Raw genomic sequence first — 13,517 nt, 5'->3', positions numbered from 1 at the left:
CGCAGTGTCCTTCAGAGATTGGTGGCGGTGAAGCCGAGTGAGCGGTCCAGGGTCTGGCCTTCGCAGCCGGGGTCGCGGGAGTCGAACAGATCGCCCCAGGACGCACGGCAGCGGAACAGCTCGGCCCGACCGCTTGCCGCTTCGGTCCAGCCGTAGCCGAGGGTGCTGACCACGGTCTTGCCTTCGCAGCCGGCGTCGTTCGAAGTGAACGAGTCAGCGCCGTCACTGCACTGCATCCAGACCGTCGTACCGGACAGTTGCCGCATGGACAGGTAGCCGAGTGAGCCTTCGGCTCGTTGCGTGGCTGCCAACCGCCCGGTACCGCTGATGTGGTCGTACGGAAAGTTGGTGGCGTTCGTCCGGATCAGTGCGGAGTAGGCCCGCACGTAGCCGAGCCGGAACTCCATGGCAGCGCCCTGGACGCCGTCACAGGCAGCGTCATTTGAGGCAAAGTGGGCGACCATGCTGATGTAGCAGCGGTAGACCGGGACGGTCTCGATACCGGCCGGTGGCGCGTCCCAGAACTGCCCAACGCTGTTCAGCACCGTGTGACCGGCACAGGTCGCGTCGAGGAAGTAGTCAGTCGCTCCGTTGCGGCAGGCGTAGATGGTCTTGGTGTTCGCCGTTCCCGCCGGCGCAGGGACACCGAGGCTCTTCTGGAAGTGCGAGCTGTCCGGCACCGGGCCGTTCGTCACCATACGGAAGCCGTTGGTGTCCATGAAGTACGACAACTGGCCGGAGTACGCCGTCTTGCGTTCGGTCGGCTTGTTGGTGAGGTCGTCCTGGATCTGGCCAAGAGTCCGCACGCCGTTCCAGACGTGGACGTCGTCGAGCTCGCCGGTGAACGTGTCGACGACCTGACCGGCCTTACGGCCCGCACCGAGCTGCAGTGCGCCGGTGGCGTTCCACTTGACCTGAGCGGCGACATTGCCGCCGACCTGCTGGTTGTCGACGTACAGCCGGATCTCACCGGCCGCCTGGTCGTAGACACCGACCAGCTGGGTCCAGGCGTCCGCGGTCGGCGCCTGTGCGTCGCGGACGACCACTGGGATGTCAGTGGTGCCATCTGCCTGCGAGAGGCTGAAGAACCAGCGTCGCGCGGGACCGTCGTACCCGAGCTGGAAGCCGCTGTTCTGCTGGCCATCCTGGCTCAGCACGATCCGGCTCACTCCGTCGATGGCGTCGAGCTTGGCTCGTGCGCTGACTGTGAAGCTGCTGTCGGTGCGCACCACGGCGTTCGGACCGGTGACTCTGGTGCTGCTGGCAGCGGTGCCCAGTCGGTAGTTGCCAGAGGCATCGTTCACCTGGGTGGTACCGGCGGGCTCGTCGAGCGGCCAGAACAGCTCTTCCGTGGCTGGCTTGCCCGCCAGGTCGTCGATCTCACCGGCGGCGAGCACTCGGTTGTAGACCTGGACGTCGTCGAGTGAACCGAGCCAGTTGTCGACACCAACGGCCTGGTACTGCGCACGGCCGAGCTGGGTCGTTCCGGTTGCGTGCCACGGGTTCGGGTGACTGGCGGTCGTTCCCTCGACACCGTCGACGTACAGCTTCACCTGCTTGCCCGCATCATCGAAGACACCGGTCAGATGGGTCCACCGACCTGGTACTGCGAGGCCCATGGACTCCGCTACGTGCCGCGGTGCCGCATCGGCGTCGCTGGCCGGCATCATGAAGTTCCACTTCTTGCTGTTCGGGTTGTACTGCAGGAAGAAGCCGCTGATCCGCCCTGCGTTCTGGCTGACCGCGGTCCGGAAGACAGTGCCGGCCTGGTCGAGCTTCACCCAAGCAGACACCGTGAACGACTTGCTGGTGTCGACAGTCGACGGCACCTGCACGTACCCGGCCGTGGAACCGTCCAGCCAGAGCGCGTCACCGTTGCGGCCGCTGGTCCACTTGCTGGCCGGTGCAGCCGGTCGTACGCCGTTCCTGTCGCCTGCCGCGTCGTCGTAGACCGCTGTGTCGGCGCCTTCGCCGTCCATCCGCCAGGCCGCGATCGGTGCAGCGCCCTTGCCGACAAAGAACTCGTAGACCTTCTCGGTCGCGGAGACGTTGCGGGCGCGGTCCACTGCGCGCACCTTGAGGAACTGCGGACCACGGTCCGGCGGGGTCACCAGTACGTGCGCAAGTCCGTCGGAGCCGACTGCGGCGTACCGGTTCTCGAAGGCTCCATGCAGCGAGTACTGGAAGCCCGCTACATCGGTGTCACCACCAGTCTGGAACGCGAAGCCACCCGTGAAGCCGACACCGCCACTCGGGGTGCAGTCCGGTGCGCACTCCTTGTACGTCGGCGATGTGACCACGGGAGCGGCCTGCGGGGCAGTGCGGTCGACGGTGAGGTCGCAGTACCCGCTCCAGCCAGAGGTGTCCTGGTCGTCGGAGGTGTAGACGTGGAACGAGAGCTTGCTGCCGTCAGCTGCGTGCTGCGGTGTGACCTCAGCTCCGAATGACTTTCCGGATGCGAATAACCCGGTGGTTGCGCCTCCGAGCACGTTCTGGCGGGCACGGTCGGTCCACTCGAAGCGGGTGCGGATCAGACCGGGGTCCTCGTCGGTGGCCGTGGCGAACAGACGCGGGCCGCGCGTGGGGTTCTGGTCCGCACTGACGGCCGGGTTCACGAAGATCTCCTGGCCCTGGCACGGCTGGTCCTCAACAGTCAGCGCGGTCGGGACGCCGGGCCTCGTGTTGTACGTGACCGAGAGCGTCGGGGCGACACCGAACTTCTTCCACGCGTACTGGTCGCCCTCATCGGTCGCGGACAGCGCGATCGTCGCCCAGCCCCACCACGAGTTGATGGCGTCGTTGACCGCCGGTACCGCGCCCCAGCCGAGCCAGATGTCTTTGCACTGCGGTGCCATCACGTCACCGAGGTTGGCGCCCAGACCGGGCTTGTTGCCCCAGTTGGTCGCGGCGTCGACCGGAGACGTGCTGGAGGCCCGCACCGTCCGCTGCTTGGAGCAGTCCGGGACGTGATCCAGGAAGGCGTTGAAACGCGCGCTCTTGATGATCTTCTGACCACCCAGCATGCCGCGGACATCGAACCGGAAGTACGTGCGTGCAATCCCGATGCTGTTGCACCCGCCACTGAGCGTGTAGCAGTTGCCGACCTTGCCGATCTTGTCCGGATCCGCCCCGCCGTTCCAGTACTCCGTATCCGCCTTACCGGACAGCACCATGGCCCACCCGAAGAGCGGACCGGCGGTGTCAGGGTCCAGGTAGACCGGGTACTTCGTTGTCGGACTGGTGAGCAGGTGCTGATCCGGAGTGACCGTCAGCGTCGTCCCCGTCAGCTTCGAGCTGCCGACCGCGCGCTTGTCGCCGGAATCCCACATCTGCGGCGAGCTGGCGGTGTACACCAGCTTCCCGGCGGCGTCGTACGCCCCGAAGCTGCCCACCTTCTTGTCACGCAGCGCCAGCCCGTCAGAGCCGAGCCCCAACTGCAGAGTGCGCAGTTGCTTCGCAGCGCTCGCGTTGTGAATAACGAACACCTTGGCAAAACCCTGCGTCTTCGCAGTCAACTGCAGGTCGACTCCCGGCAACACGTCCCGGTACGTCGCCGTGCTGCCCTGCAGAACCGGTGTGGGCAACGCTTTCGCCCACCTGTAAGACACCTGCCGACCAGGCGCTCCCAGAAGCACCATCGCCTTGTCGCCGCCACCCGAGAACGTGGTGGGAACGCTGGTCGCCCGGGGACCCACGCTCCCGTCAGCACGACGTTCCAGCGTCGTATCGATCGGCGCCCACCCCGCACCACGCCGTACCCGAATCGGCTCGGTGTGGAACGTCTCCGTGAACGTACCGTCCGGATTGGCAACCACATCACTGGTAGCAGTCCGCGCAGCCGGCAACGGCACGGCAGTCCCCGTCCGCCGGGCAGTGTCACCGGCGGACGGGGCAACCTGTGGAGCAGCTATCGCATGACTGGGCACCAGCAAAGCCAGCGTGCTCGCCAACAGCACAGCCGGCCGAACAAAGGCAGGCAGCGGTAACAAAGGGACCCTCCCTGGGCAGAAGGGGGTGCGAGACCACCCCCGCAGGGAGAATGCAGCCCACCACTTTCAATCCGCTTTCACCGACGGCCACCAGTGGTGGCCGGCCATCCTCGCCTATTCGGAGCTATGCACGGCGCGGCTCCAGGAACCAATGAGGTCGGACGTCGCTAGGTCCGAAGACTCGCAATACGCAGTCGGCGTGTTTTCGGACGTTGTAACGCCGTGCCACAACCAGCTGCCGCGCCCCGACTGTCGGAAGACTGCCGCCGGTAAACGATGGACCACAGCACGGAGGTCACACTCGGCGGCGCACTCGCCACACTCGCCGACTCCCCAGGTCCAGATGGCACCCGACAGCTGCTCCACGCAGCCGGTCGACCGCGCAGGAGCTAGTCAGCGAGGGAGCTGTCGAGTCGAGTCTGGACCGGGTCGAAAACACCCTCCGGAATGAGCGCAGACAGCTCTGCCCGCCCACACCACGCAACGGCGTCGACCTCGCTGGCATCGCCAACGCGTGCAGTTCCACCCACCAGGGCGCACTCGAGGTAGTGCATCCGCCTACCTGTCAGCGGATGCACCCGCTCTCCCAGCGTCCGCACGGCTCGCACCTCCACGCCGGCTTCTTCGCGCGTCTCACGAACCGCAGCAGCCTCGGCCGTCTCGCCGACCTCAATCTTTCCCGCCGGAAACTGCCACCGCAGGCTGCCCTCGGTGATACTGCGCCGCACGAGAAGGACCCGCCCGTCATTGATCACCACAGCTGCGGCGATCGCTTCGTTACCGGCGGTCATCCACCCACCACCCCACTCATCAGGGCAGGTCGGGGAACCAGATTTTGATTTCTCGGTCGGCGGACTCCGGGGAGTCGGAGCCGTGGACGAGGTTTTCGCGGTTGGAGAGGGAGAGGTCGCCGCGGATGGTGCCGGGGGCGGCCTTGCGGCCGTCGGTGGCGCCGTTGAGGGCGCGGACGACCTCGATGGCCTCGTCGCCTTCGAGGACTAGGGCTACCAGGGGGCCGCTGGTGACGAAGGCGCGCAGGGGCGGGTAGAAGTCACGCTCCACGTGCTCGGCGTAGTGCTGGTCGGCGGTCTCGCCGTCGATCGTGCGGAACTCCAGCGCGACGATCGACAGGCCCTTGGCCTCGAACCGGCCGAGAACCTCGCCGACCAGCCCGCGGCGTACCGTGTCGGGCTTCAGCAGGACCAGGGTGCGCTGCGACATCTGTCAACTCTCCGTAGAAGTAGTCGGGGCGGCAGAGCCTACCTGCTGTGCCTTTTTGACTTCCTCGATGCGGCGGCCGAGGACGATGGCGGCCACCCAGAAGGCGGCGAAGGCCAGGCCTAGCAGGAACATGACGGGGACGACGAAGCCCAGGCCAACGGCGCCGACCTGGACGGCGGAGCCGAGGATGTAGCCGGTGCGGTTGCGGAGCAGGCCGGCCGACAGGATGGCCAGTACGGCGAGGCCGAGGCAGACCGGGAGTGCGACGGCCGGGCGGACGTCGGCGACCGAGATCATCACCGGGGTGACGAGGGCGAGGAGCAGGGCCTCGAAGCCGAGGACGATGGACGCTAGAGACCTCATTCGGCGTCCGCCTCTTTGGGCTTGCGGACCAGCAGGGTGCGGGCCTCGCCGGCGGTGACGACCGAGCCGGTGACCAGTACGCCGCCGCTGCCCATGGCGATCGCGCCCTCCTCGGCCAGCCGGATGGCGTCGTCGATGGCGTCGATCAGGTGCGGGCGGACCAGGACGCGGTCCTCGCCGAAGATCTCGGCCGCGAGCTCACCGAGCTCCTCGGCCGGCATCGAGCGCTCGAGGAAGCTGTTCCGGGTGCAGATGACCGTTTCCATGATCGGCTCGTAGGCCTCGAGCAGGCCGTAGACGTCCTTGTCCTTCATACAACCCAGTACGCCGATCAGCGGCTGGAACGCGAAGGCCTCGGACACCGCCTCGACGGTCGCCTGGGCGCCGTGCGGGTTGTGCGCGGCGTCGACCAGGATCGTCGGGCTCGTCCGAACGACCTCCAGCCGGCCGGGGCTGGTGACCTCGGCGAACCCGGCCTGGAGCAGGTCGGTGGTGACGCGCCCCTCGGACTCCTCGCTGGCGCCGAAGAGCGCTTCGACGGCCGCGACCGCGGTGGCGGCGTTGTGCGCCTGGTATTCACCGTGCAGCGGCAAGAAGATGTCGTCGTACTCGCCGCCGATGCCCTTGAGCGAGATCAGCTGACCGCCGACCGCGACCGAGCGGCTGACGACGCCGAACTCGAGTCCCTCGCGGATGATCGGTGCCCCGACCTGGGCCGCCCTGGCCATCAACACTTCCAGTACGTCGAGGCTCTGCTGCGACACGACCGCCGTACCGGACTGTTTGATGATGCCGGACTTGTCGCGGGCGATCGTGACCGGATCCGCGCCCAGGATGTGCGCGTGGTCGACCGCGACCGGGGTGATCACGGAGACCGTCCCGTCGGCGACATTGGTCGAGTCCCAGGTGCCGCCGAGGCCGACCTCGATGATCGCGACATCGACCGGGGCATCGGCGAAGGCCGCGAACGCCATCCCGGTGATCACCTCGAAGAACGACAGCGGGTGCTCCTGCTCGGAGTCGACCACGTCCAGGTAGGGCTCCAGCTCGGCGTACGTCTCGACGAAACGCTCCTCGCTGATCGGTTCGCCGTTCAGCGTGATCCGCTCCCGGACCGACTCCAGGTGCGGGCTGGTGAAGCGCCCGGTCCGCAGCCCGGCCTCCTGCAGCAGCTGGTCGATCATCCGGGCGGTGGAGGTCTTGCCGTTGGTCCCGGTCAGGTGCACGACCGGGTACGACTTCTGCGGATCGCCGAGCAACTCGACGAGCCGCTGGACCCGGTCCAGCGTGGGGTCGATCTTCTGCTCCGGCCAACGGGCCTGGAGCCGTGCCGATACCTCGGCGTAGGAGAGGTCGCTCATCAGAAGGCCCAGTCTAGGAGGGCTGTGGATAAAGCGTTCGGAGCACCCCTTGACAACCACTAGGATTGTGCGCATGAGCCAGACGTCCCGCGTTCCAGACAAGCCCAGCCTCGACGGCCTCGAGGAGAAGTGGGCTGCCGTATGGAAGGAGCAGCAGACCTACGCCTTCGACCGGACCGCGGAGCGCGCCGATGTCTACTCCATCGACACGCCCCCGCCGACGGTCTCGGGGTCGCTGCACGTCGGGCACATCTTCAGCTACACCCACACCGACCTGATCGCGCGCTTCCAGCGGATGCGCGGCAAGCAGGTCTTCTATCCGATCGGCTGGGACGACAACGGCCTACCGACCGAGCGCCGCGTCCAGAACTACTACGGCGTCAAGTGCGACCCGTCGCTGCCCTACGACCCGGACTTCACCCCGCCGGAGAAGCCGGACCCGAAGAAGCAGATCCCGATCTCCCGGCAGAACTTCGTCGACCTGTGCGGTGAGCTCACGCATATCGACGAGCAGGCGTTCGAGGCGATGTGGCGCCAGGTCGGGCTGAGCGTCGACTGGAACCACCTGTACACGACCATCTCCGAGGACTCGCGCCGTACGTCGCAGCGGGCGTTCCTGCGCAACTTCGCCCGCGGCGAGGCGTATCTGTCCGAGGCGCCGACGCTCTGGGACGTCACGTTCCAGACGGCGGTCGCGCAGGCCGAGCTCGAGCCGCGGCCGTATCCGGGCGCTTACCACCGGGTCGCGTTCCACGGTGCCAACGGGCCGGTCTACATCGAGACGACGCGGCCGGAGCTGCTGCCGGCCTGTGTCGCGCTGATCGCGCACCCTGACGACGAGCGGTACAAGGACCTCTTCGGTACGACGGTTCGCTCGCCGCTGTTCGATGTCGAGATCCCGGTTCTCGCGCACCCGGCCGCCGAGATGGACAAGGGCGCCGGTATCGCGATGTGCTGCACGTTCGGCGACCAGACGGACATCACCTGGTGGCGTGAGCTGCAGCTGCCGGTCCGCACGGTCATCGGTCGGGACGGGCGCATCCTGCGGGAGACCCCGGAGTGGCTGACCGGCTCCGACCTGTACGCCGAATTGGCCGGCAAGACGACGTTCTCCGCGCGCGAGCTGATCGTCGGCAAGCTGCGTGAGAGCGGCGACCTGGACGGGGAGCCGAAGAAGACCGAGCGGATGGCGAACTTCTTCGAGAAGGGCGACAAGCCGCTCGAGATCGTCTCCACCCGGCAGTGGTACATCACGAACGGCGGGCGCAGCGCGGATCTGAAGGCCGAGTTCCTGGAGCGCGGTGACGAGCTCGGCTGGGTCCCGGAGCACATGAAGCACCGCTACATGAACTGGGTCGACGGACTGAACGGCGACTGGCTGGTCTCCCGGCAGCGCTTCTTCGGTGTCCCGTTCCCGGTCTGGTACCCGATCGACGCCGACGGCGAGGTCGACTACGACCACCCGCTGATGCCGGCCGAGGCCGAGCTGCCGATCGACCCGACCTCGCAGGCACCGCGTGGGTACGACGAGGCCCAGCGCGGCAAGCCCGGTGGGTTCGAGGCCGACCCCGATGTGATGGACACCTGGGCGACCTCGTCGCTCACGCCGCACATCGCGTGCGGCTGGGAGCGGGACGACGACCTGTTCCAGCGGACGTTCCCGATGGACCTGAACACGCATGCACACGAGATCATCCGCACCTGGCTGTTCTCCCGCGTCGTCCGGGCCCACTTCGAGAACGGCACGCTGCCGTGGGCGCGCTCGATGATCTCCGGGTTCGTCGTCGACCCCGACCGCAAGAAGATGTCGAAGTCCAAGGGCAACGCGATCATCCCGTCGGAGATCCTGGAGAAGTTCGGCACCGACGCCGTTCGCTGGCGGGCCGCGATGGCGCGACCGGGGATGGACTCTCCGTTCGACGAGTCGCAGATGAAGGTTGGCCGGCGGCTGGCGATCAAGGTTCTGAACGCTTCGAAGTTCGTGCTGTCGTTCGGGGCGACGACGGTTGACGCGGCTGCGGTCACCGAGCCGGTCGACCTGGCGATGCTGCAGCGGCTGCGTTCGGTTGTTGCGGATGCCACGGCGGCGTTCGAGCGGTACGACTACACCGGGGCGCTCGAGGTTTCCGAGCGGTTCTTCTGGACGTTCTGCGACGACTACGTCGAACTGGTCAAGGAGCGCGCGTACGGCGGTCAGGGCGACGCTGCCGCGGTTTCGGCCAAGGCTGCACTCGCGGTCGCGTTGTCGGTTCAGTTGCGACTGCTCGCGCCGTACCTGCCGTTCGCGACTGAGGAGGTCTGGTCGTGGTGGCAGGAGGGTTCGATCCACCGGGCCGCTTGGCCGACAGACGCCGATCTCGCGGTTGCTGCGCAGGAGGCTGAAGTTCTTGACGCGGTCGCCGAGGTGCTCGCCGGGATCCGCGGTGCGAAGTCCGCGGCGCAGGTCTCGATGAAGACCGAGGTCAGCAAGGTCGAGGTCAGCGGTCCCGCCGCCCGCCTCGCCCTGGCCGAGCGCGCCGAACCCGACCTCCGCGCCGCCGGCCGGATCACCGGCGAGATCGTCTGGAACGCCGACGAGACCGACACGGTGAGCGTCGTCGCCACCCTCTGACGTCGTACCGGTAGTGCCCGTCACCCCACTGGGGAGGCGGGCACTACGCGTTTGCATCGAACGACTACGCTGCGGAACCAGGTTGTCCGATGTGCAACCATCGGCCTGGACCCGCGTCAGCACCAAGGAGCCTGCATGAGCAACCCCACCAGCCCGAGCGACCCCGGTTCCCAGGAGTCCCCGGAGTCCGGTGCGGCCACCCCCGCTCCCCCGGCCCCCGACGCAACCCCCGCCCCCGAGGCACCGTCCACGCCCGACGCGTCCCCCGCCTCCAAGGCACCGGCTGCACCTGCCACAACCACCACCCCGACAACACCGTCGGCACCCGACGCAACCGCCGCCTCCAAAGAGCAGCCGCCCGCCGACTCATCGGCTCCGAAGCCAACCACCCCGGAGACCACTGCAGCGGAGAAGCCCGCCGCCGAGGACTCCACCCCCGACAAGTCGCCTGCCGCGGACAAGCCTGCGCCGACGACGCCTTCGGCCGCGCCCACGACCGCCGTACCTGCTGGAGGTGCTTCAAAGGTGGACGCGGGGAAGGATGGTTCCGCGTCTGACGGGGCTGCTCCGAAGGTGGAGGCGGGGAAGGATGCTGCGGGTGGTTCCGCGGCTGATGCGGGTGCTGGTGCGGCTGCCGTCGTACCTGAAGGGGAGAAGAAGGTTCGGTTTTACCGGCGTGGGCCGTTTGTGACGGTGGCGGGGGCGCTGGTGGTGTTGTTGGTGTTGGCGGTGCTTGGGTATGTGTGGGGGCTGGGTCCGTTGAACCGGTTGAACACAGCTCGTGGGATTACGCCGCCCGCGAAGCTTGCGGGGCTTGATCGGGTGACGGACGCGGACATCCGGAATCAGTTGCAGTTGGACCAGACGCGGCAGGCGTTGAGCCGGATCAACAACGGCAAGCAGGCGACTGTTGAGGCGTACGGGAACCTGGATGGCGACCGGCTGTTCGTGGTGATTGCGTTGCGGGGCAAGGTGGATATCGCCAAGACGGTCGCGGACTCCGGCGCGTCACCTGACAAGGTGAAGAAGATCGGCCAGGCGACCTGTGTCGAGACGACCGGCAACCTGCCGACGCAGTGCTACCGCGGTTCCAACACGCTCACCGTCATCGCCCAGTCGGCCAACGAAGGCATCACCGTCGACCAGGTGGCCCCGGTCGCCGTCGAGGCCTTCCACGCAATGAAGTAGACCGGACCGCCCCCACTCACCAACTGCGTGCGCCCCACCCAGTTCACGCTCAGCACCGCCCGCGCGAGTCGCCAAATCGAGGTTTGCTGAGTGGCGCAGGTCCGCCCCCAACGTTGACCGGCGTGCCGTTGGTGGGGGTGTGAACACGAAATCGGGGCCGTGAACAAGGCATAACCTGTTCAAGCCCCCCGCGCGGGGTACACACCCACGAGAGATGTCCTGTCGGCGGCACGGTGCCCCGTGGGTCAGGCGAGGAGGCCGGCGATTGCGGTCATCAGGGGGATGGAGACCAGGGTGCTGATGAGGACTGCGCTTCGGGCCAGGGTGCGTGAGGTTCGGTAGTGGACGGCGTACACGTAGACGTTCTGCGCGGTGGGTAGCGCGGCTAGCAGGGTCGGGGCCAGCAGCGCGGTGCCGTGCAGGTCGAGCAGCCAGCGGGCGACGGCGTACGCGAGCAGGGGTTGGGCGACAGTCTTCAGGACCACAGCTAGTACGACGTCTCGCTGCAAAGTGATCGAGTCCTTCGCCCCCGCGCTCAGGCTGAGGCCGTAGGCGATCAGCGCGACCGGTACGGCGGCCGCGGCCAGCAGGTCGATCGGTCGCATCAGCACCGTCGGCAGCGGTACGTCGAACGCGGCCGCCACCAAGCCGAGTAGCGACGCAACCGTCAGCGGGTTCCGCAGTGGACGCGTGAGCACCGTGCGCAGCTGAACCCGACGACCGCTCCCCTGTCGATCGCCGTCCAGGATGGCGAACGCGACGGGCGCGAAGACGAGCAACTGGAAGAGCACGATCGGCGCGACCAATGCGCCATTGCCAAGCACGTACGCCGCGATCGGTACGCCGAGATTGCCTGCGTTCACGTACGACGACGCGAGCACGCCGACCGTCGCTTCGGAACGTGTTCGCCGCCAGAGCAGCACCGCCACCAGCAGGAAGATCGCCTGGACGACGAGCAGGCTGGCCAGGTTCGTCACCAGGACCACGGAGAAGATCGAGTGCAGATCTGCCCGCGCGACCGTGGTGAACAGCAGTGCCGGCGTCGCCACGAAGAACGCCAGGCGGGACAGGACGAGCTCGTCCTGGGAGCGCAGTACGCCGGCCAGACCGACGACGTACCCGAGCATTGCGACCGCCACCAGCGCGACGAACGCACCCACGACGGCGGACACCCGCGGTCAACTCCTCAACGGCTCGGCAACCTCCGGATCGTATCGGGAAGGCATCCGGAGACCTTCGGGCAGACCATCCTCCGGACATCTTCACCGTTCGTGCTCGGGCCATTACTCTGGTACTTGCTGACGACTCAGCGCATCATCGCGGAAAGATTCCGCCCTGGGGGAAGGTACCGCCCATGCCTGCTCAACTGCTGAAGCGAGGGCTCGTCGTAGCCGCCGTCCTGTCGATCACCGTCGTACCGGCCGCCGCCGCACCGGGCGACGATCCAGGCTCGTCGGGGTACCAGTCGGACCCGGCCTCGCCGGGCTACCGGAACACGCCCGGCAAAGCAGGCGACCCGCAGCCGTCCGCGCCGCGGGCCGACGGGAGCCTGCCGATCGGCGACGCGGACCTCACCGAGACGCGCACCGACAGCGCGCTCGCGCCCGGCGTGACGCTGACCAAGATCGTCCGCGGTACGACGCCCGCCGACCCCGACGAGATCGAGACGACGACCCGCGGTCCCTGGGTGGTCAACGCGGTGACGATCGATCCGGCACTCGCGCAGGGACGCGTGGCGACGACGTACGGACCGGATTTGGCCCGGACCGAGAAAACCTCGCAACTGGTCAAGAGTGCGGGCGCGGTCGTCGGGACGAACGGGTCCTTCTTCACGTTCACCTCGAACCCGACGTACCCGGGTGATCCGGTTGGGCTCGCTCTCTCGGACGGCCAGCTGATCAGTGAGCCGACCACCAGCATCAGCGAGATGAGTCTGCTGATCGATGCCAACAGCAACCAGATGAGCGTGCAGAAGGTGCGCTGGACCGGGCAGATCAAGAACCGCACCACCGCCGCCACGCTGCCGCTCGAGTTCGTCAACCACCCGCCGGTGATTCCGGCCGCCTGCGCCGACATCGTCGATCAGACCACCTGCACGGCCGCGGGTGACGTCGTACTGTTCACGCCGCACTTTGCCGCCAAGACCCCGTCGGGCCACGGCGTCGAGGTCGTCTTCGACCGGCTCGGTTGCGTGGTCCGGACGTCGACCACCCGCGGCAGCACGATCACGGTCAGCCAGTTCGCGCTGCAGGCGACCGGCAAGGACACCAACGCCCTGCTGGCGCTGACGGCGAACGGCGGTTGTGTCGACCGCAGTCACGTGCTCACCAACGACCAGGGCACGCCGATCACCTTGCACCGCGGCCTGTACGGCGTCGTCGGGCGCTACCGCCTCACCCAGGGCGGCGGGATCGTCGTACCGCCTGGTTCCGGCAGCTTCTTCGCCCGCAACCCACGAACCATCGCCGGAACCACCGCCGACGGCAAGATCATGCTCGCCACCATCGACGGCCGGCAAACCACCAGCGTCGGTACGACGCTCGCCGAGACCGGCGCGGTCGCGGATGCACTCGGCCTGACCGAGTCGGTCAACCTGGACGGCGGCGGGTCGACCGCAATGGCGCGCACCGACGGCACGCTGATCAACCACCCGAGCGGAACAAACGGCGCGGAACGCTACGTCGGCGACGCGGTCGTCTACTACCCCACCCGCTCGTAACCTGGTAGATGCTGACGAGCCAGCAGCCCGAACGGTAAAATTCCACCCACCCGGGGAAGGATGAG

9 protein-coding genes are annotated in these 13,517 nt (G+C 67.4%); 3 read left to right on the top strand and 6 right to left on the bottom strand.

The genetic code is table 11. From position 1 onward, the window contains the following. Positions 1-11: 11 nt before the first annotated feature. The 5 genes from ACFTSF_RS27050 to ACFTSF_RS27030 all read right to left on the bottom strand — a co-directional run bounded on the left by ACFTSF_RS27050 (position 12) and on the right by ACFTSF_RS27030 (position 6,934). Positions 12-3,851 (bottom strand): LamG domain-containing protein, encoded by a 3,840-nt coding sequence (locus ACFTSF_RS27050; RefSeq protein WP_380156659.1) that lies wholly within the window; start codon positions 3,849-3,851, stop codon positions 12-14. A 527-nt stretch (positions 3,852-4,378) separates the two neighbouring features. Next, complete coding sequence (locus tag ACFTSF_RS27045; RefSeq protein ID WP_380156657.1) at positions 4,379-4,780, bottom strand: NUDIX hydrolase; 402 nt, start codon at positions 4,778-4,780, stop codon at positions 4,379-4,381. 19 nt (positions 4,781-4,799) lie between these two features. After that, positions 4,800-5,210, bottom strand: coding sequence for a nucleoside-diphosphate kinase (ndk, locus tag ACFTSF_RS27040; RefSeq protein WP_344149024.1), 411 nt, complete (start codon positions 5,208-5,210; stop codon positions 4,800-4,802). Positions 5,211-5,213: 3 nt separating this feature from the next. Beyond that, entirely contained in the window at positions 5,214-5,573 is a 360-nt protein-coding gene (locus ACFTSF_RS27035) for a DUF4233 domain-containing protein (RefSeq protein WP_380156655.1), read from the bottom strand. After that, entirely contained in the window at positions 5,570-6,934 is a 1,365-nt protein-coding gene (locus ACFTSF_RS27030) for a bifunctional folylpolyglutamate synthase/dihydrofolate synthase (RefSeq protein WP_380156654.1), read from the bottom strand. Before ACFTSF_RS27030 ends, ACFTSF_RS27035 begins: the two co-directional genes overlap by 4 nt. A 73-nt stretch (positions 6,935-7,007) precedes the next feature. On the opposite strand from ACFTSF_RS27030, the gene valS reads away from it, so the two are divergent. After that, complete coding sequence (valS, locus tag ACFTSF_RS27025) at positions 7,008-9,545, top strand: valine--tRNA ligase (RefSeq protein ID WP_380156652.1); 2,538 nt, start codon at positions 7,008-7,010, stop codon at positions 9,543-9,545. Positions 9,546-9,680: 135 nt separating this feature from the next. Further along, positions 9,681-10,733: a hypothetical protein gene (locus ACFTSF_RS27020; RefSeq protein WP_380156650.1), complete on the top strand. Its 1,053-nt coding sequence runs from the start codon at positions 9,681-9,683 to the stop codon at positions 10,731-10,733. 245 nt (positions 10,734-10,978) lie between these two features. Here ACFTSF_RS27020 and ACFTSF_RS27015 read toward each other — a convergent pair whose 3' ends face one another. Beyond that, positions 10,979-11,905 (bottom strand): AEC family transporter, encoded by a 927-nt coding sequence (locus ACFTSF_RS27015; protein ID WP_380156648.1) that lies wholly within the window; start codon positions 11,903-11,905, stop codon positions 10,979-10,981. A gap of 182 nt (positions 11,906-12,087) precedes the next feature. On the opposite strand from ACFTSF_RS27015, the gene ACFTSF_RS27010 reads away from it, so the two are divergent. Next, positions 12,088-13,452 carry a phosphodiester glycosidase family protein gene (locus ACFTSF_RS27010; RefSeq protein ID WP_380156646.1) on the top strand — a complete coding sequence of 455 codons (1,365 nt, stop codon included), beginning with the start codon at positions 12,088-12,090 and terminating at the stop codon, positions 13,450-13,452. Positions 13,453-13,517 lie beyond the last annotated feature (65 nt).

Origin of the sequence: Kribbella sp. NPDC056951 (genome assembly GCF_042674205.1) — a bacterium.
GTDB lineage: Bacteria > Actinomycetota > Actinomycetes > Propionibacteriales > Kribbellaceae > Kribbella > Kribbella yunnanensis.
Note: the sequence above shows the minus strand (reverse complement) of the source record. Positions and strands in the feature narration are given on the sequence as shown.